The sequence below is a fragment of the Phenylobacterium deserti genome, from assembly GCF_003254705.1.
Taxonomy (GTDB): Bacteria; Pseudomonadota; Alphaproteobacteria; order Caulobacterales; family Caulobacteraceae; genus Phenylobacterium; species Phenylobacterium deserti.
This window is the reverse complement of record NZ_QFYR01000001.1, coordinates 1,676,686-1,701,475: the sequence shown is the minus strand read 5'-3', so window position 1 is coordinate 1,701,475 and position 24,790 is coordinate 1,676,686. Positions and strand designations below refer to the sequence as shown.

Annotated in this window: 23 protein-coding genes; 8 read left to right on the top strand and 15 right to left on the bottom strand. The window is 69.6% G+C overall.

Annotated features, from left to right (window positions below; translation table 11 throughout):
- Positions 1 to 9: 9 nt before the first annotated feature.
- From DJ018_RS08565 to DJ018_RS08530, 9 genes are all read right to left on the bottom strand, one after another.
- The gene (locus tag DJ018_RS08565; protein ID WP_111514395.1) at positions 10 to 1,050 is read right to left on the bottom strand and encodes an alpha/beta hydrolase; all 1,041 of its coding nucleotides are present in this window, start codon (positions 1,048 to 1,050) and stop codon (positions 10 to 12) included.
- Positions 1,051 to 1,121: 71 nt separating this feature from the next.
- A complete protein-coding gene (locus DJ018_RS08560; RefSeq protein ID WP_165842833.1) occupies positions 1,122 to 2,177 on the bottom strand; it encodes a tetratricopeptide repeat protein in 1,056 nt (351 codons plus the stop codon).
- 13 nt (positions 2,178 to 2,190) lie between these two features.
- Entirely contained in the window at positions 2,191 to 3,567 is a 1,377-nt protein-coding gene (locus tag DJ018_RS19140; RefSeq protein ID WP_165842832.1) for a hypothetical protein, read from the bottom strand.
- A gap of 101 nt (positions 3,568 to 3,668) precedes the next feature.
- Positions 3,669 to 5,051: an ATP-binding protein gene (locus tag DJ018_RS08555; RefSeq protein ID WP_111514393.1), complete on the bottom strand. Its 1,383-nt coding sequence runs from the start codon at positions 5,049 to 5,051 to the stop codon at positions 3,669 to 3,671.
- A gap of 7 nt (positions 5,052 to 5,058) precedes the next feature.
- Entirely contained in the window at positions 5,059 to 5,748 is a 690-nt protein-coding gene (locus DJ018_RS08550; protein ID WP_111514392.1) for a response regulator transcription factor, read from the bottom strand.
- A gap of 29 nt (positions 5,749 to 5,777) precedes the next feature.
- Positions 5,778 to 6,068: a PepSY domain-containing protein gene (locus DJ018_RS08545; RefSeq protein WP_111514391.1), complete on the bottom strand. Its 291-nt coding sequence runs from the start codon at positions 6,066 to 6,068 to the stop codon at positions 5,778 to 5,780.
- Between the two features lie 87 nt (positions 6,069 to 6,155).
- A complete protein-coding gene (locus DJ018_RS08540; RefSeq protein ID WP_111514390.1) occupies positions 6,156 to 7,112 on the bottom strand; it encodes a DnaJ C-terminal domain-containing protein in 957 nt (318 codons plus the stop codon).
- Positions 7,113 to 7,200: 88 nt separating this feature from the next.
- A complete protein-coding gene (locus tag DJ018_RS08535; RefSeq protein WP_111514389.1) occupies positions 7,201 to 8,445 on the bottom strand; it encodes an alpha/beta fold hydrolase in 1,245 nt (414 codons plus the stop codon).
- A 109-nt stretch (positions 8,446 to 8,554) separates the two neighbouring features.
- A complete protein-coding gene (locus DJ018_RS08530; protein WP_205853726.1) occupies positions 8,555 to 9,019 on the bottom strand; it encodes a YcgN family cysteine cluster protein in 465 nt (154 codons plus the stop codon).
- 119 nt (positions 9,020 to 9,138) lie between these two features.
- Here DJ018_RS08530 and DJ018_RS08525 point away from each other — a divergent pair, with 119 nt between their 5' ends.
- The 4 genes from DJ018_RS08525 (at position 9,139) to DJ018_RS08510 (ending at position 13,936) form a co-directional block, all read left to right on the top strand.
- Positions 9,139 to 10,938: an ABC-F family ATP-binding cassette domain-containing protein gene (locus tag DJ018_RS08525; protein ID WP_111514387.1), complete on the top strand. Its 1,800-nt coding sequence runs from the start codon at positions 9,139 to 9,141 to the stop codon at positions 10,936 to 10,938.
- 471 nt (positions 10,939 to 11,409) lie between these two features.
- On the top strand, positions 11,410 to 12,438 hold the full coding sequence (locus DJ018_RS08520; RefSeq protein ID WP_111514386.1) for an ABC transporter substrate-binding protein: 1,029 nt from the start codon (positions 11,410 to 11,412) through the stop codon (positions 12,436 to 12,438).
- Positions 12,435 to 13,172: an ABC transporter ATP-binding protein gene (locus tag DJ018_RS08515; RefSeq protein WP_111514385.1), complete on the top strand. Its 738-nt coding sequence runs from the start codon at positions 12,435 to 12,437 to the stop codon at positions 13,170 to 13,172. Before DJ018_RS08520 ends, DJ018_RS08515 begins: the two co-directional genes overlap by 4 nt.
- Complete coding sequence (locus tag DJ018_RS08510) at positions 13,169 to 13,936, top strand: ABC transporter permease (RefSeq protein WP_111514384.1); 768 nt, start codon at positions 13,169 to 13,171, stop codon at positions 13,934 to 13,936. The genes DJ018_RS08515 and DJ018_RS08510 overlap by 4 nt, the downstream gene beginning before the upstream one ends.
- On the opposite strand, the gene DJ018_RS08505 is transcribed toward DJ018_RS08510, so the two are convergent.
- The 3 genes from DJ018_RS08505 to DJ018_RS08495 all read right to left on the bottom strand — a co-directional run bounded on the left by DJ018_RS08505 (position 13,933) and on the right by DJ018_RS08495 (position 18,287).
- Positions 13,933 to 14,967, bottom strand: coding sequence for a TonB family protein (locus DJ018_RS08505; RefSeq protein WP_165842831.1), 1,035 nt, complete (start codon positions 14,965 to 14,967; stop codon positions 13,933 to 13,935). The two genes, DJ018_RS08510 and DJ018_RS08505, sit on opposite strands and share 4 nt — an antisense overlap.
- Positions 14,968 to 15,036: 69 nt before the next feature.
- Complete coding sequence (locus tag DJ018_RS08500; protein ID WP_111514382.1) at positions 15,037 to 16,419, bottom strand: hypothetical protein; 1,383 nt, start codon at positions 16,417 to 16,419, stop codon at positions 15,037 to 15,039.
- A gap of 233 nt (positions 16,420 to 16,652) precedes the next feature.
- Complete coding sequence (locus tag DJ018_RS08495; protein ID WP_111514381.1) at positions 16,653 to 18,287, bottom strand: peptide chain release factor 3; 1,635 nt, start codon at positions 18,285 to 18,287, stop codon at positions 16,653 to 16,655.
- Between the two features lie 255 nt (positions 18,288 to 18,542).
- Between DJ018_RS08495 and DJ018_RS08490 the strand changes: the two genes are divergently transcribed.
- Together DJ018_RS08490 and DJ018_RS08485 are read left to right on the top strand one after the other, a co-directional pair.
- Positions 18,543 to 18,722, top strand: coding sequence for a YdcH family protein (locus tag DJ018_RS08490; RefSeq protein WP_111514380.1), 180 nt, complete (start codon positions 18,543 to 18,545; stop codon positions 18,720 to 18,722).
- A 12-nt stretch (positions 18,723 to 18,734) separates the two neighbouring features.
- On the top strand, positions 18,735 to 19,724 hold the full coding sequence (locus DJ018_RS08485; RefSeq protein WP_111514379.1) for a TerC family protein: 990 nt from the start codon (positions 18,735 to 18,737) through the stop codon (positions 19,722 to 19,724).
- Here DJ018_RS08485 and DJ018_RS08480 read toward each other — a convergent pair.
- The gene (locus DJ018_RS08480) at positions 19,709 to 20,752 is read right to left on the bottom strand and encodes an ATP-dependent DNA ligase (protein ID WP_111514378.1); all 1,044 of its coding nucleotides are present in this window, start codon (positions 20,750 to 20,752) and stop codon (positions 19,709 to 19,711) included. The genes DJ018_RS08485 and DJ018_RS08480 overlap by 16 nt on opposite strands.
- Positions 20,753 to 20,789: 37 nt before the next feature.
- Positions 20,790 to 21,122, bottom strand: coding sequence for a DUF1491 family protein (locus DJ018_RS08475; RefSeq protein ID WP_111514377.1), 333 nt, complete (start codon positions 21,120 to 21,122; stop codon positions 20,790 to 20,792).
- A 128-nt stretch (positions 21,123 to 21,250) separates the two neighbouring features.
- Between DJ018_RS08475 and DJ018_RS08470 the strand changes: the two genes are divergently transcribed.
- A complete protein-coding gene (locus tag DJ018_RS08470; RefSeq protein ID WP_240609483.1) occupies positions 21,251 to 22,159 on the top strand; it encodes a hypothetical protein in 909 nt (302 codons plus the stop codon).
- Here the strand turns inward: DJ018_RS08470 and DJ018_RS08465 are convergent.
- Positions 22,156 to 23,838, bottom strand: a complete 1,683-nt coding sequence (locus DJ018_RS08465) for a sensor histidine kinase (protein WP_133254245.1) — start codon at positions 23,836 to 23,838, stop codon at positions 22,156 to 22,158. The genes DJ018_RS08470 and DJ018_RS08465 overlap by 4 nt on opposite strands.
- A gap of 181 nt (positions 23,839 to 24,019) precedes the next feature.
- Here DJ018_RS08465 and DJ018_RS08460 point away from each other — a divergent pair, with 181 nt between their 5' ends.
- Positions 24,020 to 24,784 (top strand): sensor histidine kinase, encoded by a 765-nt coding sequence (locus tag DJ018_RS08460; protein ID WP_111514743.1) that lies wholly within the window; start codon positions 24,020 to 24,022, stop codon positions 24,782 to 24,784.
- Positions 24,785 to 24,790: the final 6 nt, after the last annotated feature.

Sequence of the window (24,790 nt, the reverse complement as noted above, 5' to 3'; positions counted from 1 at the left end):
TCGGCTTCATCAGATCGGCAGGATGGCGGTCCCGAAGGCTCGCTTCAGCTCGTGCACCGCGAAGGTCTCGGCCGCGGCGGCGTCCTTGACCACCAAGCCCATGCCGAAGAACTCGTGGGTGACGCCGTGGAAGGTCTTGTGGCGCACGTCCACGCCCTGGGCTTCCAGCCGCTCGGCCAGCAGTTCGCCCTCTGAACAGAGCGGGTCGATTTCGGCGTTGATGACGGTGACGCCTGGCAGGCCGCGGAGGTCGGCGTTTACCAGGTCGATCCGCGGGTCAGAGAGTTCCTGCGGGCCGTTCAGGTAGTGCTCGAAGAACCACTGCATCATGGCCTTGTTGAGCGGCTTGGCTTCGGCCCACTCGCGATAGGAAGGGCTGTCGGTCGAGCCGGCGGCAATAGGGTAGACCGCCACGACGTGGGCCGGCGCGGGCGCGCCTTCGTCCCGGGCCCGGATGGCGACGTTGAGGGCCAGGTTGCCGCCGGCGCTTTCGCCGACCACCGCCACCCGCTGCGGGTCGCCGCCGAAGCTCTGGGCGTTCTCACGGATCCACTTGTAGGCGGCGTAGACGTCGTCGTGAGCGGCGGGGAACTTGTGCTCCGGCGCTTGTCGATAATGTACAGACACCACGATGATGTCGCCGAACTTCGATATGGCACGCGGGCTGGAGTCGTAGACGTTCAGGTCGGCGATGACCCAGCCGCCGCCGTGAATATACAGCACCACCGGGTGGAGCTTGTCGCTTTCGTGCATCTTGTAGATGCGGGCCTCGAGGTCGCCGGCGGCGCCGGGGATCTTGATGTCCTGGGTGAGGACCTGGAGGTCGGCGGCCTTGTCGAGGTGGCGCTCGCGCAGGATGCGCTGGGCGGCGTCGGCGGGGGTCGGCTGCTGGCGGGCGGCCTCGGCGGTGAGCATCTCGGTGGGCTGGGGGTTCATCTCGAGGAAGGTCTCGAGGACGGTCCGCATGTCGTTGTCGGCGTGGCCGATTGGACTGGAGCTGTCGCCCTGCTTGTCGTGGCCGCCGCCGAACATGCGGTCGAGAATGGACATGGGTGTCGCTTTCTTGATCTAGATTAACCGCCCGACGCTCCCCAATACGTGCGGCCCCGCCCCATGGATGCCTAAGGGGCGCGAATAACCCGCGAGGCTTCGCGAACCACGCGGTCAACCAGCGCGTCCCAGGCGCCGAGGCCGGCTTGCCGGAACAGCCGGGCGCTGGGGTACCAGGGACTGTCCTCGCGCGCCTCGAGCCACCGCCAGTCGCGATTGACGGCGGGCAGCAGGATCCAGACCGGCGTGCCCATGGAGCCGGCGAGATGGGCGACGGCGGTGTCCACGGTGATCACCAGATCGAGGCCGGCGATGATCTCGGCGGTCTGGCGGAAGTCGGCGGCGCCGGTGCTGTCTGGATGGAGGTCCGCGCCGAGCGCCAGCAGGCGTTCCGCAGCCGCCGCCGGCAGGGAGCGGGTGAAGTCGTAGGCGAACTTCGGGTTGCCGCGGGCCATCACGCCCACACCGCCGCCGCCGCGGCGGGACGGGCCGAGCGCACCCGGCGGCGGCACCGTCTCAAGCGTCGCGTTGAGCCGGAAGGGCAGCGAGCCCAGCACGGTCCAGAAGTCCACCTCAGGCGGGGGCTGCGAGCGCCGGAGCACCACGGCGTCCGGGAACAGAGGCTGCAGCGGCTTGTGGAGGCCGGCCAGCACCGGTTCGGCGCCCGCGGACCGAAGCTGCGCCAAGAAGCGCGAGAACATGATGACGTCCCCGAAGCCCTGCTCGGGCAGCACCAGCAGCCGCTTGCCGGCGATCGGCTCTCCGCGCCATTCGGGCGCTCGCAGATCGGGAAGGATGTGCGGCGGCTCCCGCGCCTCGCCGGGAACCTGGCGACGGGCCTCATAGAGGGGCCATCCTTCCGCGTAGCGCCCCTGCTGCAGATACAGCGAGCCGAGCGCCAGCCGCGTCCAAGGGGCGTCCGGCTTTTGAGCGAGAGCGCGCCGGAACAGGGCTTCGGCCTGGGCCGTGCGCCCCTGCTGGACGCGGATGACGGCGAGGTTGTGGGCGGCCTCGAACGGGCGGGCGTCCAGCAGCTGTTCGAAGAGCCCTGCCGCCCCTTCGAAGTCGAAGGCGCGCTGGGCCGCGACGGCGGCGGCGAACAGGTCGGTGCGGTCGTTCCGGCTCACGGTGCCGGAGCTATCAGATCGCGACGGCCGCGGCCTGGCCCTTTTGCTTGATGGCCGAAGCGGTGCGACGGCGCACAAGATCCGCGGCGGCGTCGTCGCGAAGCAGGCGACTGACATCGGCGGCGATGGCCATGAAGGCGCAAGCGTTGTCCTCGTTCTCGGCGTCGCCGTTCTTGAGGAAATCGAGCACCTCCTCGACATAGGAGTCGAGCTCCTCGCCGAGCTTTTCCAGTGTGCGGGCGCGCGCCGAAGCGAAGCCGCCGTAGTTCGCGCTGGAGCGGATGTCTCGCAGGAACATCAGCAGGCTCATCAGCCGGCCCACGTTGCGCTGGTCCGGCGCCACCGCGAGGCGGGGAATGCTGCGGCGGATACGCTTGAGCTTGGCCGCGCCGGTGGGCAGGGCGAGGTTGAAATACTTCTCGGTTTCCCGAAGACGCGACTCCACAACCGAGGCCAGGGAGCGGCGATGCTTGACCAGTTCCTTGCCCCAGCCGCTCTCGTGGGTGAGGTCGATGCAGGTCTCAAGCTCGGTGGCTTCGAAGGTGATCAGCTCGACCAGCCGGGCCGCCTCGCTGGCCAGCTCGACGCCGCCGTCCAGGTCGAACTTGGCGATCGTGCGCAGGGCCTCTTCGATGTCGCGCAAGACGCGCTCGCCAAAGACAGCCAGCTCGGTCGCGGCGAGATAGCGCTCGGTGGGCCGGTCCATGACCGCGGAGATGACCCGCAGGATCATCCAGCGGTGCGGAAGCTGCGCGCCCAGCATCTCGAAGAAGCGCGGCCCGGCGTCTTCGGAGATCGCCACCGCGTCCTTGTAGGCGAGACGGGCGGTGATGCTGACTTCCTCGGTCGGCTGGCCCGTCCATTCCTGCAGGCGGTAGATCGAGCGGCGCACCACGGCGCAAAGATCGAGGCAGGCCACAAAGGCGTCGGCGCCGCCAGCCCATGCGGCCTCACAGGCTTCCGCCGCGGCGGTGAAGCCCGGGTTGGAACGCTCGCGCACGCCACGGGCGGCCAGACGGCCCAGACGGTCGAACACCGGCGGCACCACCTCGCCCGGCCGATAGTCGTAAAGGGCGAGCTCGGCCTCGGCGATTTGCGAAGCGGCGACTGTCTTGAGGCCCCGCCAAACGGCGCCCAGGGCGCGGGCGGGAAAAACCAGATGGTGCGGATCGCGGCCGTCCCCCACGCACATGGGGGCGATCGGCTCGAGGATGATGTTGCGCAGCCGGCGCTCGCGCGCCTCGCCTTCGACCAGCCGTCGCACGCTGGCGAGCGGGGTGTCGCCGCCGGTGTCGGCCAAAGCCGCATGGAGACCGCCGATCACCTGATCGGGCGCGGACTCCATGAGCGTCCGGACGATCTGCAATTTGCGCTCGGACAAAGCCGGCATAGGCGCTCCACACGCGGAACCATCGCCCGCAATGGACGACCTTGCGCCTCGCCGGGTTAAGGTTTTCCGAAGCTAAACAGAGACCTGGGTTCTTGGAGCGCTCAGGCTTCGGCGCGCGGAAGATCGATTTCTAGCCGCAGTCCGCCCAACGGCGAGTCGTCGAGCTTCAGGGCGCCGCCATAGGCGCGGGCCAGCTCGTCGACGATGGACAGCCCGAGGCCGGAGCCCGGCGCATTCTCGTCGAGACGCGCGCCCCGACGGACGACTTCCTCGCGGCGATCCGGCGGCAGGCCCGGCCCGTCGTCGTCCACGACCAGGCGCAGGCGCTCCGGACTGACCGCTTCCGCCCGCACCCGAACACGGCCCGTGCACCACTTGGCGGCGTTTTCCATGCCGTTGCCGGCGATCTCCAGCAGGTCCTGGCGCTCGCCTAGGAAGATCAGGTCGTCGGGCGCGTCCCAGTCGATCTCCACGCCCTTGTCCAGGAAGATGCGCTCGAGCGTGCGGGCCAGTTCGTCCAGCACCTCGTCCACGCTGGTCCGCTCGCCTTGCCCCTGGGTGCGCGCCGCGGCGCGGGCCCGGCGCAGGTGGTGATCCACCTGCTGGCGCATGACCTCGGCCTGACGCGAGACCACCTCGGCCAGGGGACCTGGCCTTTGCCCCGCCTCGGTCAGCATCACCGAGATCGGCGTCTTAAGGGCATGGGCGAGATTGCCGACGTGGGTGCGCTGCCGCTCGACGACCTCCTGGTTGTGAGCCACCAGGGCGTTGAGCTCGTCGGCCAGGGGCGCGACTTCGCTGGGATAGTTGCGGGCCAGCCGCTCGGCCTTGCCGCGGCGCACGTCCGAAACCTCCCGCCGCAGGTCGAACAGCGGGCGCAGGCCCACGCGCACCTGAATGACGATGGCGGCGATCAGCCCGCCGCCCAGCAGCATGAAGGCCGCCGCCGTGGCCACGATGAAGCCGCGCACGTCGCGGTCGATGGCGGTGCGATCCTCCGCCGCCAGGAAGACGATCGGGATGCCCTGCATCTCCGCATAGCGGGCCCGGCCGCGCAGGGGCTCGTCGCGGACGGGGCCGCGGACGTCGAAGGCCACCGGCCGGCTGGGATCGGCCTTGAGCCGCCGGGCGAGGTCCGGCGGGGTGTTCAGCACCGTGTCGAACAGGGAATAGGAGCGGGCCACCGGCTGCAGCCGCCCGTCCGGGGTGAGGCGCGCCAGCTGCCAATACCGGCCGGAGAAAGCGCGGCTCGCCCGCTCGTCGGTGAGCGGCGGGGCGAAGACCTGCCCCTCGACCACCGTGGTGCCGCTGAGCAGGTTGTCGATGGACTCGCTGAGGGTCTGGTCGACCCGGCGGATAGCGGCCTGCTGGAAGAGCAGGGCCAGCACCACCGCCGACACGACAAGGGCCGCAAAGCTCCATCCGACCGCGAGCAGCACCAGCCGGCGGGCAAGGGAAGGATGGCGCAGAGCGTCCAGCTTCACGGGCAGGTCAGCGCGCCGCCTGGCCGCCGATTTCCTCGTCCGGGCAGGTCAGGCGGTAGCCGAGGCCGCGCACCGTCTCGATCCGGTCCGAGCCAATCTTCTTGCGCACGCGCCCGATGAACACCTCGATGGTGTTGGAGTCGCGGTCGAAGTCCTGGTCGTAGAGGTGCTCGACCAGCTCGGTGCGGCTGATCACCCGTCCCTGGTGCATCATCAGGTAGTGCAGCAGGCGGTACTCCAGCGAAGTGAGCCGCAAGGGCTCGCCGTTGACGCTGGCGCGGGCGGCGCGGGGGTCGAGACGCAGTCCGCCGCAGGCGAGGCTGGGCGCGGCGTGACCCGCCGACCGGCGCAGCAGGGCGCGCAGCCGGGCGAGCAGCTCTTCGGTGTGGAAGGGCTTGGTCAGGTAGTCGTCGGCGCCGGCGTCGAAGCCGGCGACCTTTTCGCTCCAGGCGCCCCGCGCGGTTAGGATCAGCACGGGCGTGGCCATGCTTTCGCGGCGCCAGCGCTCCAGCACCGAGACGCCGTCCACCTTGGGCAGGCCAAGGTCGAGAATGATGGCGTCATAGGGTTCGGTTTCGCCCAGGTACTGGGCTTCCTCGCCGTCGGGCGCGTGATCGACGGCATAGCCGGCGTCGGCCAGCGCCAGCTTCAGCTGGCGGGACAGATCCGGATCATCTTCGACAAGCAGGATACGCACGGGGGAAGCGTCCCTCTTCAGGCTGTAGGTCAGCCGCCCTGGCGGCCGATGATCTGGCCGCTCTCGGCGTCCACGACGAAGACCACGACACGGCCGTCGGGCAGCTGCCATTGGACGAAGTAAGCGGCTCTGCCGCCGGCTTCGCCCGTGGTTGTGTTCAAATGGCGGCCAGGCGTGCGCTGACCGATCATGGCCAGAACGCGCGACAGCGACGCTTGGCGCCCGGCGCCCGCGGACGGGCGGCCATAGTCCTGCGCGAAGACGGTCGCCGGCGGGGCGGCGGCCGTCAGCAGGGCGGCTATGACGAGAAGGCGTTTCATGCTGCCGTTTCTACCGGGCCAGGACTGAACCGAGCCTGAATGCGAGGTTTATGGAGCGCGTGCGCCCTTCTGTCACGACGCTACAGCTCAGTTCCGTCGGCGCGGTGCGTACGGCCTCTTTTGTCGCCACGTTTCGGCCAGCGCCTCCAGCTCCGCGTCCGGCGCATCCGGCAGGGTGACCACGAGGCGGGCGAACAGGTCGCCGCGCTCGCCCCGCGCGTTGGTCAGCCCCCGACCACGCAGCCGCAGCCGCGTGCCGGTGTTGGAGCCTTTAGGCACCGTCAGGGTGACGTTTCCGTCAGGCGTCGGCGCCTCGACCTTGCCGCCCAAAACCGCGTCGTAGACGGTCACGGGAACATCCATGACCAGCACCTCGCCCTCGCGCCGGTAGATCGGGTGGGACGCGATGGTGAGTTCGATGAATGCGTCGCCGGGTCCGGAGCGGCCGGCCTGCCCCTGCCCCTTCAGGCGGAGGGTCTGGCCGTCCTGGGCGCCCTTGGGAATGGTCACATCAAGGGTGCGGCCGTCCGAAAAGGCGATGCGCTTCTTGCCGCCGCGGATGGCTTCCTCGACGTCAATCTCCAGCTTGGCGCGCACGTCGGCGCCCCGCTGGGAGAAACCGCCGAAGCCGCCGCCCTGCCCGCCGCCGCGGCCTTGCCGCGCGCCGCCGAACATCTCGCCCAGGATGTCCCCCAGGTCCGCGCCTTCGAAGCTTTCGCTCTGATAGCCGCGGCGCGAGCCGAAGCCGCCCGGGGGCGGATCGCCCCAGGGTCCACGGGCCCCGCCGCCGCCAAAACCGCCAAAACCACGCGCCGTTTCGCGCCCGTCGGCGTCGATCTCGCCGGCGTCGAACTTCCGCTTCTTGTCGGGATCACCAAGGATGTCGAAGGCGCCGCTGACGCGCTTGAAGCGCTCCTCGGCGTCCTTGTTTCCCGGGTTGGTGTCGGGGTGGTACTGCTTGGCGAGCTTGCGGAAGGCCTTGCGGATCTCGTCCGCGCTCGCGCTGCGGGTGACTCCCAGTTCCTGGTAGGGGTCGCGCGCCAAAACTCAGCCCTTTGTGAAAACCGTTTCGAACGGCCCTTCTAGATTGGTCCGGCCGCGGTTGCACGCAAGGTCGGATGTGGCAAAAAGATCACAGGGACCCTGGGCCACGGTCGGGTTGCTCGTCGCCGGGACGGCGGAGCGGCAGACGGGTCACCTTCGGATCTGGCGCACCCAGATCCACCGGACGCGCGTCAGCCCACTGGGCGCCCTGGGTGAAGACCTCGTCGGCGAAGGCTTCGATGGCGCTGTTATACTCGTCCGCGAGCTCCATCGGGCCCAGGTGGCCGGCGTCCTGCACCGGATGGCGCCGGGCGCGAGGCAGGCTCCAGGCAATGTTCTCGCCCGCCGAAGGAACGGTGACGATGTCCTGACCGCCGATGAACACCAGGGCCGGGATGTGCACCCCTTTCAGCTCGCGCTCGATGCTCCAGTTCATCATGGCCAGGTTGCCCTTGGACTGGACAGCCGGCGAGTTGACGGTTGCGGCCCGCGAGACCTGTTCCAACTGCGAGCGGGTCGGGCGGGTGCCGAAGCCGCCGATGCGCATGGCGATGTGCGTCTGGCCCGACAGGTAGCTCTGCCAGTTCATCAGCCAGGACAGCGGCTGCAGCGGGACGCCCAGGCGGGAGAAGAAGCGCAACACGGGTTCTGTGGCGTGGAGAGCCTCGCCAAGCACAGTGGTGTGCGTCGGGTCCACCGGCGTCGTGTTCTCCAGAACGATGCCCGCCACTTGCCCACCCAGCGTGTCGGCGTGGCGGCGGCAGTAGGTCATCACGGTCATGCCGCCGATGGAGTGGCCCACCAGCACCACCTTGCGCGGCGCCTGCTGTTCGACCACCGCGCGCAGGTCATCGGCGAAGCGCTCGATGCTGTACTTGCCATCGGCCGGCTGTTTGGATTTGCCGAGCCCGGCGAGATCGTAGGTCACCACGCGGAAACGACGGGACAGACGCTGACGCGCTTCCCACCAGATGCCGCGCTCCAGGCCCCAGCCGTGCAAGAACACCAGGGCCGGAGCTTCGGCGGGACCTTCGCTGGCCACGTCGAGCACGGCGCCGGTGGGGGTCTGGAGCTTCTCGCCCGAGGAGCGCTTGAGCCGGTCGTGATCATCGCCCTTGCGGCCCAGCAGCATCAGCACCGGCGTGCGGCCTAGGAAGGACCAGGCCAGCAGGGCCACGCCCACCCAGAGCCGCCACGGCTGCGGATCGTCGTCAAAGCCGGTGGCGTCCACCGCCTCGCGCATCTGCCACCAGGACCAGACGAGATAGCCGCCGAGGGCCAGAAAGGCCAACGAGATCAGGCTGAAGATGCGTTGGAGAAGCAGAAGCAACATGCGCAGAACCCTTGGCTAGGCGGGTTCAACCGCAGCCCGGTCAAAGGGTTCCGGTGGCCAGGCTTCGAGCGGAAAGCCGGAGAGAGGCTCCGGGAGGGCGCCAGGCCGGTCAGTCGCGACCGCGTTCGTCCACAAGGTCCCAGGCGGCGAAGTCGAGAGCGTCTTCCGGGTCCTGCAGGGCGGCCTCGCTGACCGTCTGGCCGCGCACCGAAACGCCGGCCCGGTGAACGCTTTCGGGGTCACCGGTTATGAGCGGGTGCCAGTTGGGAAGGTCGCGGCCTTCGTGCAGGCGGCGGTAGGCGCAGCTCTTGGGCATCCACTCCAGCGCCTCGATGTTGCCAGGCGTGAGCTTGATGCAGTCGGGGACGTGGTCGCGGCGTTGCGGGTAATTGCTGCAGCGGCAGAGGTCGGCGTCGAACAGCTTGCAGTGAACGCGGGTGGGAATGATCTCGCCGGTGTCTTCGTCCTCGAAACGGACCAGGCAGCAGAGGCCGCAGCCATCGCACAGGCTCTCCCATTCCCGAGCCGTCATCTGCTCGAGGGTCTTCCTGCGCCAGAAGGGTTCACCCGCCATGGGCGCCATCTAGACCCGTGCGGGCGCCAACCCAAGGGGGCGCGGCGATTTGTGATCCGCGGACCCGATCTGAATGGACGCCTTGCGCCCCCGGCCCGAAGCGCTATCTCACCGCCCCCATGAGAGCGCCCCTTCTGGCCCTGAAAGACGTCCGCCTCGCCGACGGTCCGCTGATGCTGTTCGACGGCGTCGACCTTGGCCTGGAGCCGCGGGTGCGCGCGTGCCTAGTGGGACGCAACGGGGCGGGCAAGTCCACCCTGCTGAAGGTCGTGGCCGGACAGGTGCAGGCCGACTCCGGCGAGCGGACGGTGACGCCGGGCACCCGCATCGCCTTCGTGCCGCAGGAGCCGGAGATCAGCGGGCCGACGTTGCGCGACTACGCCAGCGCCGGCGGGGCCGAGCCGCACGAGGCGGACGCGGCGCTGCAAACCTTCGGCCTCGATCCGGCCAAGTCGTCGCAAGGGCTGTCGGGCGGAGAGATCCGCCGTGCGGCCCTGGCGCGGGCGTTCGCGGAGGATGCGGACATCCTGCTGCTGGACGAGCCGACCAACCACCTGGACATCATGGCCATCGAGACGCTGGAGGCGCAGATCGCCGCCAGCCGGGCCGCCGCCCTGATCGTCAGCCACGACCGGGCGTTCCTGGAGCGGGTGACCAAGCGCTGTTTCTGGCTGGAGCACCGGCAGGTGCGGCGGCTGGACGAGGGCTTCGCCGCCTTCGAGGACTGGGCCGAGAAGATCGAGCAGCAGGAGGCGGAGGAAGCCCGTCGCCTCGATGTGCAGATCAAGAAGGAGATGCACTGGCTGGCGCGCGGCGTCACCGCCCGGCGCGCGCGCAACGAAGGCCGCCGGCGCAAGCTGATGGACATGCGCCAGCAGCGGACCGAGCGGCTGAAGGACAGCCGCGGCGAGCTGAACATGGGCATCGCCAGCTCCGGGACCTCCGGCCAGCGGGTGGTGGACGCCAAGGGCGTGTCCAAGGCGTTCGGCGAGCGGGTGATCCTGAAGAACTTCTCCACGCGGATCCTGCGCGGTGACCGGGTGGCGATCGTCGGGCCCAACGGGGCGGGCAAGTCGACGCTGGTGAAACTGCTGCTGGGCGAGATCCCGGCGGACGAGGGCGAGGTGAAGCTCGGGACCAACCTGGAGATCGCCTACATCGACCAGGCCCGAGCGGCGCTGTCGCCGGAGATGACGCTGAAGGACGTGCTGACGCCGCTGGGCGGGGATCAGGTGCTGGTGCGCGGCCAGCCCAAGCACGTCAACGCCTACGCCAAGGACTTCCTGTTCCGCGACAGCCAGCTGCGCCAGCCTGTGCGCAGCCTGTCGGGCGGGGAGCGCAACCGCCTGCTGCTGGCCCGCGCGCTGGCCCAGCCGGCCAACATCCTGGTGCTGGACGAGCCGACCAACGACCTGGACATGGACACCCTCGACCTGCTCGAGGACCTGCTGGCCGACTTCGAGGGCACGCTGATCCTGGTCAGCCACGACCGCGACTTCATCGATCGGCTGGCGACCTCGACGATCGGGCTGGACGGCTCGGGCAAGGTGGTGGAGACGCCGGGCGGCTGGCAGGACTTCATCGGCCAGAACCCGGGCTTCTTCGGCGGCGCGAGCGCCAAGGCGCCGGAGAAGCCTGCGGCCGCGCCTGCGCCGCGCCTCGAGGCGGCCAAGCCCAGCAAGCTGTCCTACAAGGACCAGCGGCGGCTGGCCGAGCTTGAGACGCTGGTGGCTGAGCTGCCGGGCAAGATCACGGCGCTGGAGACGGGCCTGAACGATCCGAACCTCTATTCGCGCGATCCGGCCGGGTTCGACCGGCTGAGCCGCGCGCTGGACGCGGCCCGGGCGCAGCTGAGCGCGGCCGAAGAGGAGTGGCTGGAGCTGGAGGAGCGGCGCGAGGCGCTGCAGGCCAGCCGCTGAGGCTTTCTGTGGATAAGCCGGCGCGTTGATTTGCTTGCGGAAAGCGGCGCCGTCCACAGGTGGTTAACAGTTGGTTCACAGAGGATTGAGCGCCTCGCCCACATACCGGCGGTCGGCGGCGCTTGCCGTATAGCGGGTTCGGGCGCACCGTCAACTTGCCGACAGGGACTGAGGCGCGACGGACAACGGAGAAGCCGGAAACGGCGGACCCGAAACTCCTCAGCCGCAGACAGACGCCAAACTGCACGGAACCGGGAAACCGGAACCCGCACCAAGCGACAACCGGGGGCGATGAACAGAGCGGGGCGACCCGCAACGGAATTCAAAGCCGCCTCTGAAGGCGACCAGATCCCCCAACGGATCTGAATGAGGGCGACGCCGCGGGAAACCGCAGCGCCGCCCTCTTGCATTTCCGGCTTGGCCGTATTGCAACTCGGGGCAGCGGCGGCTGCGCCGCGGCTAGGAGGATCCATGAGAGCCTTGCGTCGTCTCGCCGTGCTCCTGGCGTCGGTGCTGTGCGCCTGCTCGCCGGGCGACAACTCGGACCGTGCGCCGGCGCCGGGCCAGCTTGACACCACGCGACTGGCGACGGTGCGCTTCGCCACCGACTGGCGGGCGCAGGCCGAGCAGGGCGGCTTCTACCAGGCGGTGGCGACGGGCGAATACCGCAAGCGCGGCCTGGACGTGCAGATCGTGCAGGGCGGGCCGGGCGTGAACGTGCCGCAGCTGCTGGCTTCGGGCGCCGTCGAGCTGGGCATGGGCTCAAACAGCTTCATCGCGCTGAACCTCGCCCAGGAGGAGATCCCGGTGAAGGCGGTGGCGGCCTTCTTCCAGAAGGACCCGCAGGTGCTCATCGCCCATCCGGACCCGGGCTTGCGGAGCCTGGCGGACCTGAAGGGCCGGCCGATCCTGCTGGCTGACGCCTCGGTGACGGCGTTCTGGGTCTGGCTGAAGGCCAAGTACGGGTTCAGCGACGATCAGGTCCGCAAGTACAACTTCAACCCTGCGCCGTTCCTGGCCGACAAGCGGGTGGTGCAGCAGGGCTATGTGACCAGTGAGCCCTATACCCTGGAGAAACAGGGCGGTGTCGCGCCGCGGGTGTTCCTGCTGGCTGACGAGGGCTATCCCGGCTACGCCAACATGGTGCTGGCGCCCGACCGGCTGATCGCCGGCAATCCGGCGCTGGTGAAGGCGTTCGTGGAAGCCAGCGCCCAGGGCTGGCGCGACTACCTGCATGGCGATCCGTCAGCGGGCGACGCCCTGATCCTGAAGCACAATCCGGAGATGACCCAGGACCTGCTGGACCAGGCGCGCGAGAAGATGCGCCGGTACGGCCTGGTGGAGTCCGGCGAGGCCGAGACCTATGGCTTGGGCGCCATGAGCGACGCGCGCTGGAAGCAGTTCTTCGAGGTGGCCTCCAGCCAGGGCGTTTATCCCAAGAGCCTGGATTTCAGCCGCGCCTACACCCTGCAGTTCGTCGGTCATCCCGAAGCGCCATGACCGCGGCGCTGGTCGAGGTCGAGGTCGAATACCGCGGCCGAGGCCGCGTGCTGGGTCCCTTCAGCCTGGCTGCGGCGGCCGGCGAGATCGTCGCCCTGGTGGGGCCGTCCGGCTGCGGCAAGTCCACCGCCCTGCGCCTGCTGGCCGGGCTGGAGGCGCCGACGAGCGGCGAGGTGCACAGGGCGGCAGGCCGGGGTGAGACGGCGGTGGTCTTCCAGTTGCCGACCCTGGCCCCCTGGCTGTCGGCGCAGGCCAACGCCGCCCTGCCCTTGGAACTGGCCGGAACCGCCCGGCCGGAAGCGCGGGCGCGAGCTCTGGAGGCCCTGCAGCGGGTGGGCCTGGGCGGCGCGGAGAACGCACGCCCGGCGCAGTTGTCCGGCGGCATGGCCATGCGCGTGTCGCTGGCCCGGGCGCTGGTCACCGAACCTCGCCTGCTGCTCCTGGACGAACCGTTCGCGGCCCTGGACGAGATCACCCGCCGCACCCTGGCCGACGACGTGCTGGCGCTCTGCGCCGCCTCTGGACCTGCGGTGGTGTTCGTCACCCACAATGTGGAGGAGGCGGTCTACATGGCCTCTCGCGTGGTGGTGATGACGCCGGGCCCGGGCCGCCTGGCTGGCGAGATCGCCGTTCCCGGTCCCCTGCCCCGTCCGGCCGGCTTTCGCACCAGGGAAGGGTTCCGAGCCACAGCCGAAGCGGTGTCCGACCTGCTGGCCGCGAGCGGCGCTCGATGAAGCGCCTCCTCGAACTTCTCGCACCGCTTCTGCTGATCGGCGCCCTGCTGGCCGCGTGGGAGATCGGCTGTCGGGTGAGCGGCGTTCCGAGCTATTTCCTGCCGCCGCCCAGCGCCGTCGCCAAGGCGGTGGCGGAGGACTGGCGCGCCTTGCTGGCGTCGGCGGGCCACACCCTGGTCATGGCCATCGCGGCCCTGGTGGTGGCGAGCCTCCTTGCCCAGGCGGCGGCTCTGGTGGTGGCCCTGGACCCGTTGGCCGAGCGGGCCGCCCGGCCGCTGGCGGTGATCCTTCAGGTGACGCCCATCGTAGCGATCGCGCCGCTGGTGGTGATCTGGGCGGGTATCGACCACCCAGAGCGGGCCATCGTGGGCCTGGCGGCGATCGTCGCCTTCTTCCCGATCTACTCGGGGGCGGTGACCGGACTGAAGTCGGCCGACGCGGATCTGGAGCGATTGTTCGAGCTCTACGGAGCCTCGCGCCTGCAACGGCTTCTGCGGCTGCGGCTGCCCTCGGCCGTGCCGTTCCTGCTGGAGGGCCACAAGGTGGCGGCCGGTCAGGCGGTGATCGGGGCGGTGGTCGCCGAGTTCGTGGCTGGATCGGGCGGCGCACAGGGCCTGGCCTGGCGGATTCTGGAAGCGGGCAACCGGCTGCAGACAGCCCGCATGTTCGCGGCGCTCGTCATCCTTGGACTGTTGGGCGCAGTGCTGCACGCCGCCCTGGATGCGGCGGAGAAGGGCGCGCTTCGCTGGTGGCGCGGCCGCTAGGGCCTGGCGGCCGGAGCTGACGCCGCGGCGAGGGCCTGCAGGTCGTAGCGGATAGGGGCTGCCACTTCGCTGCCGACGGTGGGCAGGCCTTCGGCCGTCCAGGCAGACACCCTGAACGTCGGCGCAAGGCTGGCCGCCGCCTGCCCGAAGCCATAGCCGGCGGGCTCTTCACTCTCGGGTCGGCAGCCGCCGAGCCGCCCCTGCGCCTCCACCTTGCACCTGAGCACCACGCGGGCCTGATTCACCCCCGCCTTTATGGCGGCGTCGGGATAGCTGGCGCGGAACTGCTCCACAGTCGGACGGCCCGTCCAGGACGGCTTGCCGACGGTGCGCACGCCTTTCAGCGTTTCCGGCGCGAACGCCACGACGAACTCGGTCCTGGTGGGCTGGCGGGCGTTGTCTCCCTCCAACGGCGGCCCGCGGAACTTCGGCGCGAGGCGCATGGCGGCGGCGGCGAAGCCCTGCAACTCCGGCTGCTCGTTCGCGCCGCGGCAGTCGCGGAGACGGCCGGCCGGCGTGTAGGTGCAACTGAGCGTCGCCCGCCCGCCCACGCCGCGTTCCGCGGCGCCCTTCGGGTAAGCCGCCAGCACGTCGTCGAAGCTTGGGGCGTCGATCCACGGCACGTTGGTGATCACGCGCGCAACCTTCGTGTACTGGGCGCCCACGCCGCTGGGCAGATCGAACTGGATCGGGATGCGGACGCGACCGCCTTCCACGGGTCGCCCATCCTGCGTTGCAGGCTTCATCAGGAACTGCGGGGTCAGGGAAAGCGCCGCGCCACCAAACCCTGAGCCGGCGGGCGTTTCCTCCAGCACCTGACATTGGGTCAGCGTTCCCTGCGCGGTGACCACGCAGCCGATCAGCGCCCGCCCCTCGAGGCGTTTTTCGAGCGCACCCTTCGGCCAAGCGGCGCGCAGGTCGTTCGGACCTGGCCGGCGAAGCCATGTCGGATCGACAATGCTTGGCTGAGCGAAGGCCGAGACCACGCCAAGCGCCGCCGCAGACACCCCAAGAGCCAGAACCCAACGCATCTCACACCTCCACATACGCAGAGAGTGTGGCAGCGCCACTGTGAGTTGAGAAGCGCTCTTCCGCGCCAGCTAGACGGCGGTGCGCGGCTGGTTGGAGGAGCCGGCCCGCAGGCGGCCCAATGCGTCGCTGGCGATGACGCTCATGGAGTGGAGGCCTTGCTCAGCGAAGACGTCGAGCGCCGCGTCGAGGGCGGTGACGGCCGCGGCGCGCTCGCCACGATCGTGGCCGGTGATGTCGATGCGCGCTTCGTAGAGCCGGGCCAGATGGGTCTGGGCCAGCGCCCAGCCCACCGGGTCGCGGCGGGCCTGCAGCTTCGACAGCTCGATCTTCATGGCCGCTTCGGCGGCGTCGAGCACAGCGAGGTCGCCGGTCAGCTCGGCCGAGCGGGCAAGGCACATGGCCCGGGCGCCGGCGGCCACCCCGCGCAGCGGCGAGGTCGGCGCTTCTTTCAGGATCAGGGCGGCGCGGTCGAAGCAGGTCACCGCCTGCTCGAAGGCGCGTTCCTCGCCGCTTGCCTCGCCCAGCGCCCGCAGAGCCTGGCCCAGCGAGACCTGGATCCGCGCCCAGTCGAGAGGGCTGTGGTCGCGGGTGATGGCTTCCAGGGCGCCGGCGAGGGCTGCTGCGGCGGCGGCGATGGCGTCGATGTCGCCCGTCAGCTCGCCCCAAAGGGTCAGGGCCTCGCCCCGGATCATCTCGGCCCGCGCCCAGCTGATCGGCTCGTAAGCGAGGTTCAGACGACGCGCCGCGCCTGCGGCGTCGTCCAGCGCCATGCGCACCAGGCTTTCGTCCTTGAGGCGTGCGCCCCAGCCGCACAGCAGGTCGGCGCGGGCGATGCGCGCTTCGGCGGCGAGCGGCCGGGCGGCGGTGTTGCGGCGGGCGATGGCGTCCAGGGCCGCGGCGGGCATAGCGAAGGCGTCCGCGCAGATGCGTGCCTGGGCCGCGTCACCGGCGGCGAGATGCTGACGGCCCTGTACGATGGCGAGGCCCACGTCGGCCATTGCCGCGGCGACTCCGGCGCGGGCGGCGGTGCGGGCGTCGCGGAAAGCCACCTCGGCGGCGGCGTTCAGGCCTTCGTCACCGAAGAGCTCGGCGCCGAGAAGAGCGCAGTAGGCCTGTTCGGTGCGGGCGCGAGCCCAGCCGTCGGAGCGGCGGGTCGGATCATAGCCCTCAGCAGCCATCTCAGCGGCGCTGGCGGCCTTGCGCAGAAGGGCGGCGTCGCCGGAGCGGCGAGCAGCCTCGCGCCAGACAACGGCGGCTTCCAGGCGGCGGGCGGGCTTGTCGCGAGCGCCCGTGCGGCCGGAGGCGGCGTCCGCGCTGCGGGCCTCTTCCAGGAGCAGCTTGTAGTCGAGCAGTTCAAGCAGGGCGGGGTCCCCACCCGTCAGGCCGTCCTGCAGGGCCGAACCACGGTCCGTACCCAGAAGTCGCTTCAGCTCTCGACCCAGCTCGAACATAGCGCCCCTCCCCAACCACGAACGTCCCAGGATGAGACGGTCCGCTTGGGCCATGAACGCTTTGAGCAAAGCCGGAGCCGAGGACTTTAACAAGTCATTAACTTCTTGTGTATGGTTAACAACAGCTTACCATCCACAATAAAGCGCAAGCGGAAGTCTCGTTCCGCGAGAGTCCCCGCCTCAAGAGACCTGCTGCGTGTGGCGGCAAGCCCCTTCAGAGCGTCAGGCGGGAATCAGGTGCGCTCCTTGGTCCGCTCGAAACGCACCTTCGGGTAGCGCTCGCCCACGTAGCCGATCTCCCAGCTGGACTTGGCCAGGAACACCGGCTGCTCGTCGATGTCCGTGGCCATGGCGGAGCGGTGCTTGCCGGCGAAGTCCTCGACGTCGGCCTTGTCGCCGCCGAGCCAGCGGGCTTCCGCATAGGGGCTGGGCTCGAAGATGACCTCGAGCTGGTATTCGTTGGCCAGGCGGTCGGCCATGACCTCGAACTGCAGCTGTCCGACCGCGCCGACGATGAAGTCGGCGCCGATGTTGGGACGGAACAGCTGGGTCACGCCCTCTTCCGCGAGGCCTTCCAGCGCCTTCTTCAGGTGCTTGGCCTTGAGCGGATCCTTGACCCGGACGCGCTGGAGGATTTCCGGCGCGAAGTTCGGCAGACCGGCGAAGCGCAGCGTGCCGGTTTCCGAGAGGCTGTCGCCCACCCGCAGCACGCCGTGGTTCGGGATGCCGATCACGTCGCCCGCGAAGGCTTCCTCGGCAAGCTCCCGGTCGGAGGCGAAGAACATGATGGGGGCGTTCACCGACAGCTGCCGGCCGGTGTTCTGCACCTTCAGCTTCATGCCGCGGCTGAACTTGCCGGAGGTCAGCTTCAGGAAGGCGATCCGGTCGCGGTGGTTGGGGTCCATGTTCGCCTGGACCTTGAACACGAAGCCGGTGACCTCCTTGTCGCCCGGCTCGACGCCCATGGGCTCTCCGCTCTTGGCGGCCTTCACGGTCTTGGGCGGCGGGGCGTAGGCGCCGATGCCTTCCAGCAGCTGGTCGACGCCGAAGTGGCGCAGGGCCGAGCCGAAGAAGATCGGGGTCATGTGTCCTTCGAGGAAGGCTTGGCGGTCGAACGGCTTGGAAGCCTCCTGCACCAGCATGGCGCCTTCCTCGAGCTCCTGATGCTCGCCCTCTTCCAGGTAGCTGGCGATGCTGTTACCGCCGTGGAAGGCGACGGGCTCGGGATGTTCGCCGTCGGAGTCGGCGGTCTTCTTGGCGAACGGGATGAACATGTCCCGTTGCAGGTCCAGCATGCCCTTGAAGCGGTTGCCGGAGCCGGCGGGCCAGTAGAGCGGCGCGGGATCCAGAGCGAGCTTGGAGGCGATCTCGTCCAGCAGGGCGATCGGGTCCTGCGCCTCGCGGTCCATCTTGTTGATGAAGGTGACGATGGGGATGTCGCGCAGGCGGCAGACCTCGAACAGCTTCAGGGTCTGAGGCTCGATCCCCTTGGCGGCGTCGAGAACCATGACAGCCGCATCGGCGGCGGTCAGGGTGCGGTAGGTGTCTTCCGAGAAGTCTTCGTGGCCCGGCGTGTCCAGCAGATTGAACATCTTGCCGTCGTGGTCGAACGTCATGACCGAGGCCGACACCGAGATGCCGCGCTCGCGTTCGATCTTCATCCAGTCGGAGCGGGTGCGCCGGTTTTCGCCTCGCGCACGGACCTGGCCCGCGGCGCGGATGGCGCCGCCGGCCAGCAGCAGGTTCTCGGTCAGCGTCGTCTTACCGGCGTCAGGGTGCGAGATGATCGCGAAGGTGCGCCGTCTCGCCGCCTGGGCGGCAAGACCTTGACGAGGACTGGCGGCGTCCGCCGCGGAAGAGATGCTCATGGCGCGCCGATATAATGGTCCCCGGCGCAAGTTGCAGGAAAAAGCGCATGCGGCGCACCGACCCGCCTTGAAAGCGCCGCAGCCGATCCCAAACTTTTAGAGGCGGGCCGGGCCCCTCTGGCGATCAGATCCACGAACGGACACTGGTCGTGATGTCGGACCGCATCGGGTGCGCTCGATGCCGGGTCCGGATTGCCTTTCCCCCCAGTGCGTCGATCCGGTGTCGAGCCGCCCATCCTAACCAGGAGGAGGCTCATGACACACATCGCCATCTATCGTTTGCGCAACAAGCACCGACAGCTCGAGCAGGAGCTGCGCGGCGAACTCGCGCGCCTGCGCCCGGATTCCGAACGGGTGCTTCAGTTGAAGCGCCGCAAGCTCTCGCTGAAGGACCAGCTCGCCCGGCTCGAGGGCCAACCCCGCTGGGGCGTGTAAGCGGAGCCGAACATGGACCTGTTGCTGCAAGACGCCCTGGGCAAGCCGGTCTGGATGTGGGCCGTCTTCCTGGGCGTGGTGGTGACGTTGCTGGCCCTCGACCTTGGCGTCCTGCACCGGAAGACCAAGGTCATCGGCGTCCGTGAAAGCCTGCTGCTGTCCGGCGGCTACATCGCCATCGGACTGCTGTTCGGCGTCTGGGTCTGGAGCCAACTCGGGCGGCAGTCCGGGATCGAGTACGTCACAGGCTTTCTGATCGAGAAAAGCCTGGCGATGGACAACATTTTCGTCATCGCGACCATCTTCGCCGCCTTCGCCGTGCCGCCCGCCTACCAGCACCGGGTGCTGTTTTGGGGCATCCTGGGCGTCATCGTTCTTCGGGCGATCCTGATCGGCGCGGGCTCGGCCCTAGTGGCCAACTTCGAGTGGGTGCTGCTGATCTTCGCGGCCTTCCTGGTCTTCGCAGGCGGCAAGATGCTGTTCGCCAAGGAGAGGCAAACCGACCCACGTGACAACGCCGTCTACCGATGGCTGGCCGGGCACCTGCGGCTGACCCACGAGTTCGAGGGCGTGAAGTTCTTCGTCCGCAAGGCCGATCCGGTCAGCGGCAAGCTGCTGCTGCACGCTACGCCGCTGTTCCTGGCCCTGATCATGATCGAACTGGCGGACGTGGTGTTCGCGGTGGACTCCGTGCCGGCGATCTTCGCCATCACGACTGACCCGTACATTGTGTTCACGTCGAACATCTTCGCGATCCTGGGGCTTCGGGCGCTCTACTTCGCCCTGGCGGCGATCAACGAGCGCTTCGCCTACCTGAAGCACGCCCTTGCGCTGCTGCTGATCTTCATTGGCGGCAAGGTCTTCGTCGCCGAGCTCGCCGGCTGGGAGAAGTTCCCCGCGCCGGTGTCCCTGGCTGTGACAGGGGTCCTGCTGGCGGGCGGCGTGCTCTACTCCCTGTGGCGCACGCGGCGAGAGGGCGGCGTGGCTCAGCCGATCGCTTGAACGATGCGCTGAGGCGAGGCCTCGGGGCGGAGCTGCTCCATGCGGCACTGCTCCGGGGCCTTGTCGGGCCGCCAGCGCAAAAGCTTGGTCCCGTGTCGGAAGCGATCGCCGGTGACGTGGTCGTAGCGGACCTCCACAACCAGTTCATGCCGCAGGGGCGTCCATTCGGTGGACCGCTCGTTGCTCCAGCGGCTGGGACCGCCTGGCGCGCTGCCGGTGAACCCGGGGCCGCCCCCCAGGGCTTCGAGACGCTTGGTCAGCTCGGCGCGTTCGGCGTTGCTGATGGTCGAGCAGAAGCCCACGTGGTTGAGCCGCCCGTCATCATCAAACAGGCCAAGAAGCAGGGAGCCCACCTGGCGGCCGCCCTGCTCGTAGCGGAAACCGCCAACCACGCAGTCGGCCGTGCGCATCCGCTTGATCTTCAGCATGGCGCGCTCGCCCGGCACGTAGGGGCCGTCCAGCCGCTTGGCGACCACGCCGTCCAGGGACGATCCGACCTGGGAGAGCCAGTCGCAGGCCTCCTGCCGCTCCTGCGTGCCCGGGGACAGCTGCACCGCGGGGGCATGCTGGAAGCGGGCGAACAGGGCCTCCAGCTCCGCACGGCGGCGGGTGAAGGGCGCGTCCACCAGTGAGCGGCCGTCGGCGTCCATCAGGCAGTCGAACAGGACAAAGGTCGCCGGGTGCTCTGCGGCCAGTTTGCGCACGCGGCTTTCGGCGGGATGGAGGCGCAGCTGCAGGGCGTCAAAGGACAGCTGCCCGTCCACAGCGATGGTCAGCTCGCCGTCGATCACGAAGCGGTCCACCGGCAAGGCCTTGAGGGCGGCGACCACGTCGGGGAAGTAGCGGGCCAGGGGCTTGCCGGACTTGGCGTGCAGCTCGACCTCGTCGCCGGCGCGGAAGGCGAGGCAGCGGAAGCCGTCCCACTTGGGCTCGAAGCGCCAGCCGCCGTCGCGGGGGATTTCGTCCACCAGCTTGGCCTCCATGGTCTGGAGGTCCAAGGGCACGGGCAGGTCGGCAAGCGTCGGCATCGACGGAGTCGAACCCGCCAGCGCAGGGGCTGTTCCCCTATTCCTTCTCCACCGCCTCGGTGAGGAAGTGGCGACCCTGCTTGTCCTCGATCTCGACCACCCAGATGTCCGGGTCTCTGCGAACGGCGCGCTCCACATAGCTGTCGAGCTCGGCCTCCGCCGTGGAGCGGGCGGGCTGCATCCAGACGCGTTCGCCGTCCAGGCGCGTGGCTTCGGCATAGAGGCGGGCCGTGCCGTCCGAGCGGTTCAGGACCTTGACCAGCACCGCGCCGGCGCGGGTGTCGCCCTTGCGGGCCACCACGGCGAAGGCGCCTTCCAGTTCCGCTCTGCGCACGAGGGCGCCGACCCAGATGTCAGTGGACAGCAACATGGGGCGGACAATGGGCCGAAGCGGCGGCTGGTGTCATCCCGTTAACCGCACTCGCTAAGCGAACGGCAAGCACAAGGGCCTAGGTTACCGCTACGGTCACCAAAGACCGGCAGAGATAAAGAAGACGCATGACGAGCACGCGCGACACAGCGCGGCCGGCGTCTCGATGGTGGTGGTGGATGGGCGCGGCGGCCTTGGCCGGCGCGCCAAGCCTTGCGCATGCGCAGGCGCTGAACCTCCTCTACGAGCGCACGGTGATGATCGCCGCCGACCAGCGGTGCGGCCTGTTCACGCCTGCGGTTTCGGCGGCGCTGGGCGCGTCAGCCGCGCAGGCGCGCGGGGCCGCGCTGCGGGCCGGCCAGCCGCGAAATGCGGTGGAGGCGGCCGAAGGGCGCGCCCGGGCGCGCGCGCGGCAGACCGCCTGCGGCTCGCCCGACCTGGCTGTGGCGGCCGCGCGGGTGCGCGACGCCTTCGCCGGCTATTCCAAGATCAGCCGCCTGACCTATCCGGGCGACGTGGCCGGCTGGAGCGCCGACCGCAACTTCTCGCGCACCACCCGCTGGCGGCTGGTGCAGGACAACCGCTTCGGGTCCGACAGGATCCTGTTCGGCCTGGCCGGCAAGGACGCGCCGAGCGCCCTGGTGGCGGTGGGCAGCTTCCCCGACGGGGCAAAGCCCTATGGCGCGCGCCTGATGCTGCGCGACGTCAGCCGCAGCACCGGGCCCTATTTGGCGCGCTGGAGCAGCGGGGCCACCGCCGGCCTGTCGCTCGAGCGCCGCGTGCCGCCCCGCAGCATGCTGGTGGGCTTTACCGCAGAAGCGCGCAGCGTGGCCGGGTCGGACCTGCGGCCCAAGGACATGAAGACCGGCTGGGCCTTCCGCTTCCCCGCCGCGGCGGCGGGCGCGATGGGACGGCTGGACCCGCGCGAGGCAGTCGTTGTGGAGTTCCTGTTCCCCGGAGACGTGGTCCGCCGGGCCTATGTCGAGGTGGGCGACTTCGCCGCCGGCAGCGCCTTCCTGCGCGTGGCGGCGCGCTAGGCCTTCACCTTCACGTCGTTGGCCGGGGCCGGATGCGGCTCAAAGGCCGGGGCCGGGGGCGCTTGCAGCACCGGCATGCGGACGAGCACGGTGGTGCCTTCGCCCAGCGCACTTTCGATGGTCATCTCGCCGCCGTGCAGCTTGGCGAAGGCGCGCACCAGGGACAGGCCCAGGCCCGCGCCCGCGGCTTTCTGGCTGGCGTCGCCGGCCTGCTCGAAGGGGCGGCCGAGGCGGTCGAGGTCTTCCGCCGAGATGCCGACGCCGGTGTCGGTGACGATCAGCTCCAGCACCTCGCCGACGCCCTGAACGGTGACGGTCACCGCGCCGCCGCGAGGCGTGAACTTCAGGGCGTTGGAGATCAGGTTCAGAGCGATCTGCTTGATGGCCCGGCGGTCGGCGTCGGCCTCGAGGGCTTCGGGCGGCAGGACGCCGCGCAGGGACACGCCCGCCCGGTCGGCCTGCCCCCGCATCAGGCGCAGGACGGCGCTGACGGCGTCGCGGGCGTCGAACATGTCGCGGGCGAGCTCAAACCGCTCGGCCTCGATCTTGGACATGTCGAGGACGTCGTTGATCAGCTCCAGCAGGTGCGCGCCGCTTTCGTGGATCAGCTCGGCGTATTCCACATAGCGGTCGGGCATGGGGCCGAAGAGCCGCTGTCGCATGATGTCCGAGAAGCCCATGATGGCGTTCAGCGGGGTGCGCAGCTCGTGGCTCATGTTGGCCAGGAAGCGCGACTTGCCGGCGTTCTGCTGCTCGGCCGAGGCGCGGGCCTGCTCCAGGTCGCGCTCGCGGTTGAACTGGGCGCGGGCGTCGCGGATCGCGGCCACCAGGCGCAGGTTGCTGGCCCGGCGGATGGTGATCTCGCAACGGCCATGCAGATCGCCAAGCGGGGTGAACCCCGTCTCGGCGTCGCCCTCCGAAAGAGCACGCTGGAGGGCTTCCTCCACCGCCGTCCGGTCGGCAGGGGTGATGAAGTCCAGGAGGTTGCCGTCGGCCAGACCGCGCTCGAAGCCGCCAGGGCGATGCCCGAAGCTTTCCAGGATGCGCCCGCCGGGCTGAACGCCCAGCAGGAGTTGCGGCTGGCTTTCCAGCAGCTGGATGAGCTGGTGCTCGAGGTCGCTGCGCTCGCGCCCCTCGCGGCGGGAGACGCCGGCCAGGGAAACGAGGCCCGCGCCCAGGCCGAGCGCCACGGTGGCCAGGGACAGCAGGCTGAGCCAGGCGCCGGCGTCGGCGTCCAGCACCGGCTTGGGGCCGAGAACGGCGCCTAGCACGCCCAGACCGGCGGCGCCGACGGAGGCCGCGGCGCCCAGCGGCAGGACGTCGGCCTTGCGGAAGGCGGCGGCGGCGGCGAGCGGCGCAAGCGCCCAGGCGGCCAGCGGGCCAAGAACGCCGCCGGTCAGCTGACAGGCCGAGGCCGCCGCAAAGGTCCAAACCAGAATGGCGAGGGTGCGCGCCGCGCCCGCCGTGAATGCGGAGAGCAGGCCGCCCACCAGCCCGGCGGCGGCGCCGAGCGTCAGGGCCGTGAGCTCGGGGCCCTGGCCCAGGCGGCCCGACGCGGTCAGCGCCAGCGTCGCGCCGGCGACCGCCACCGACCAGCCCATGTGCCAGCCGATCGCGAACCGGCGCGATTCCGGAGCCCGGTCGGCCGGACGACGGCGCCTGTTTCGGGGCCGGCTCACGTCAGCGATGTCCGCAAAGGGCGAGTCACAGCCGAGAGCTTAGCGGCCCTGGCGAGTCCCCGTAAGGCCGCTCGCCTGCTGCGCGACCGTCAAACGGCACATCTACGCGCGCGAAACCAAATCGTAAGTGCGATGCGCCATCTTCGCAGCTCCTTTCGAGCCGGGCGCCTCCAAGTTCATGATGCCAGCCTACGAACATGCGACGCGCTCCGTGGCCGATGCGGCGACGGCGAACAGCACGTCTGCGCCGGCCCAGACGCTGGACGAGCAGAAGCGCTCCTTCCTGCGCATGGTCAGCCACGAGCTGCGCACACCGCTGAACTCCATTCTCGGCTTCTCCGAAATCTTAGCAGCTGAACTCTACGGCCCGCTGGGAGATCCCCAGTACAGGGAATACGCGCAGATCATCCGGGGCAGCGGGCAAAAGCTGCTGAAACTTGTGAATCAGGTGTTGGAGATCGCGCGCTTGGAAGGGGGCGCAGCCGATCTGACCTGCCGGCCCGAGCCTCTGGCCCCGATCGTCGAAGACGTGGCCGCGAGTCTCAAAGACGAGCTGGAGCGGCGCGGACTGCGACTGGTCGTGGGTGACTGCGAGCTGACGGTCAGCGCCGACCCGCGAGGCCTGCGCACCGTACTCACCAACCTTCTTCAGAACGCCTGCGCCTTCTCGCCCGAGGGCGGCGAGATCCGCCTGTTCGCCAGCCGCAAGCGGGACTTGGCCGAGATCGTGGTGGCCAACGACGGCGAAGGCGTGGAGCCGGCGGAGCTCGCCCGTCTTCTGCGCCCGTTCGAGCAGGGTGAAAGCGCGCTGACCCGCCACGGCGAAGGCGCAGGGCTGGGCCTGCCGATTTGCGACCTCACCTGCCAAGCCATGGGCGGCCTGCTGAAACTCGCTTCCGCGCCCGGTCAAGGCTTCAGCGCCCACGTCATCCTGCGCACCGCCTGAGACGGC

What these genes read in the sequence shown, in the direction of transcription:
- DJ018_RS08460 (WP_111514743.1), top strand. Translation starts at nt 24,020, where the DNA reads ATGCCAGCCTACGAACATGCGACGCGCTCCGTGGCCGATGCGGCGACG.
- DJ018_RS08485 (WP_111514379.1), top strand. Translation starts at nt 18,735, where the DNA reads ATGGACCTGTTGCTGCAAGACGCCCTGGGCAAGCCGGTCTGGATGTGG.
- DJ018_RS08520 (WP_111514386.1), top strand. Translation starts at nt 11,410, where the DNA reads ATGAGAGCCTTGCGTCGTCTCGCCGTGCTCCTGGCGTCGGTGCTGTGC.
- DJ018_RS08480 (WP_111514378.1), bottom strand. Translation starts at nt 20,752, where the DNA reads ATGCCGACGCTTGCCGACCTGCCCGTGCCCTTGGACCTCCAGACCATG.
- DJ018_RS08515 (WP_111514385.1), top strand. Translation starts at nt 12,435, where the DNA reads ATGACCGCGGCGCTGGTCGAGGTCGAGGTCGAATACCGCGGCCGAGGC.
- DJ018_RS08505 (WP_165842831.1), bottom strand. Translation starts at nt 14,967, where the DNA reads ATGCGTTGGGTTCTGGCTCTTGGGGTGTCTGCGGCGGCGCTTGGCGTG.
- DJ018_RS08525 (WP_111514387.1), top strand. Translation starts at nt 9,139, where the DNA reads ATGAGAGCGCCCCTTCTGGCCCTGAAAGACGTCCGCCTCGCCGACGGT.
- DJ018_RS08500 (WP_111514382.1), bottom strand. Translation starts at nt 16,419, where the DNA reads ATGTTCGAGCTGGGTCGAGAGCTGAAGCGACTTCTGGGTACGGACCGT.
- DJ018_RS08490 (WP_111514380.1), top strand. Translation starts at nt 18,543, where the DNA reads ATGACACACATCGCCATCTATCGTTTGCGCAACAAGCACCGACAGCTC.
- DJ018_RS08475 (WP_111514377.1), bottom strand. Translation starts at nt 21,122, where the DNA reads ATGTTGCTGTCCACTGACATCTGGGTCGGCGCCCTCGTGCGCAGAGCG.
- DJ018_RS08470 (WP_240609483.1), top strand. Translation starts at nt 21,251, where the DNA reads ATGACGAGCACGCGCGACACAGCGCGGCCGGCGTCTCGATGGTGGTGG.
- DJ018_RS08535 (WP_111514389.1), bottom strand. Translation starts at nt 8,445, where the DNA reads ATGTTGCTTCTGCTTCTCCAACGCATCTTCAGCCTGATCTCGTTGGCC.
- DJ018_RS08545 (WP_111514391.1), bottom strand. Translation starts at nt 6,068, where the DNA reads ATGAAACGCCTTCTCGTCATAGCCGCCCTGCTGACGGCCGCCGCCCCG.
- DJ018_RS08530 (WP_205853726.1), bottom strand. Translation starts at nt 9,019, where the DNA reads ATGGCGGGTGAACCCTTCTGGCGCAGGAAGACCCTCGAGCAGATGACG.
- DJ018_RS08495 (WP_111514381.1), bottom strand. Translation starts at nt 18,287, where the DNA reads ATGAGCATCTCTTCCGCGGCGGACGCCGCCAGTCCTCGTCAAGGTCTT.
- DJ018_RS19140 (WP_165842832.1), bottom strand. Translation starts at nt 3,567, where the DNA reads ATGCCGGCTTTGTCCGAGCGCAAATTGCAGATCGTCCGGACGCTCATG.
- DJ018_RS08510 (WP_111514384.1), top strand. Translation starts at nt 13,169, where the DNA reads ATGAAGCGCCTCCTCGAACTTCTCGCACCGCTTCTGCTGATCGGCGCC.
- DJ018_RS08565 (WP_111514395.1), bottom strand. Translation starts at nt 1,050, where the DNA reads ATGTCCATTCTCGACCGCATGTTCGGCGGCGGCCACGACAAGCAGGGC.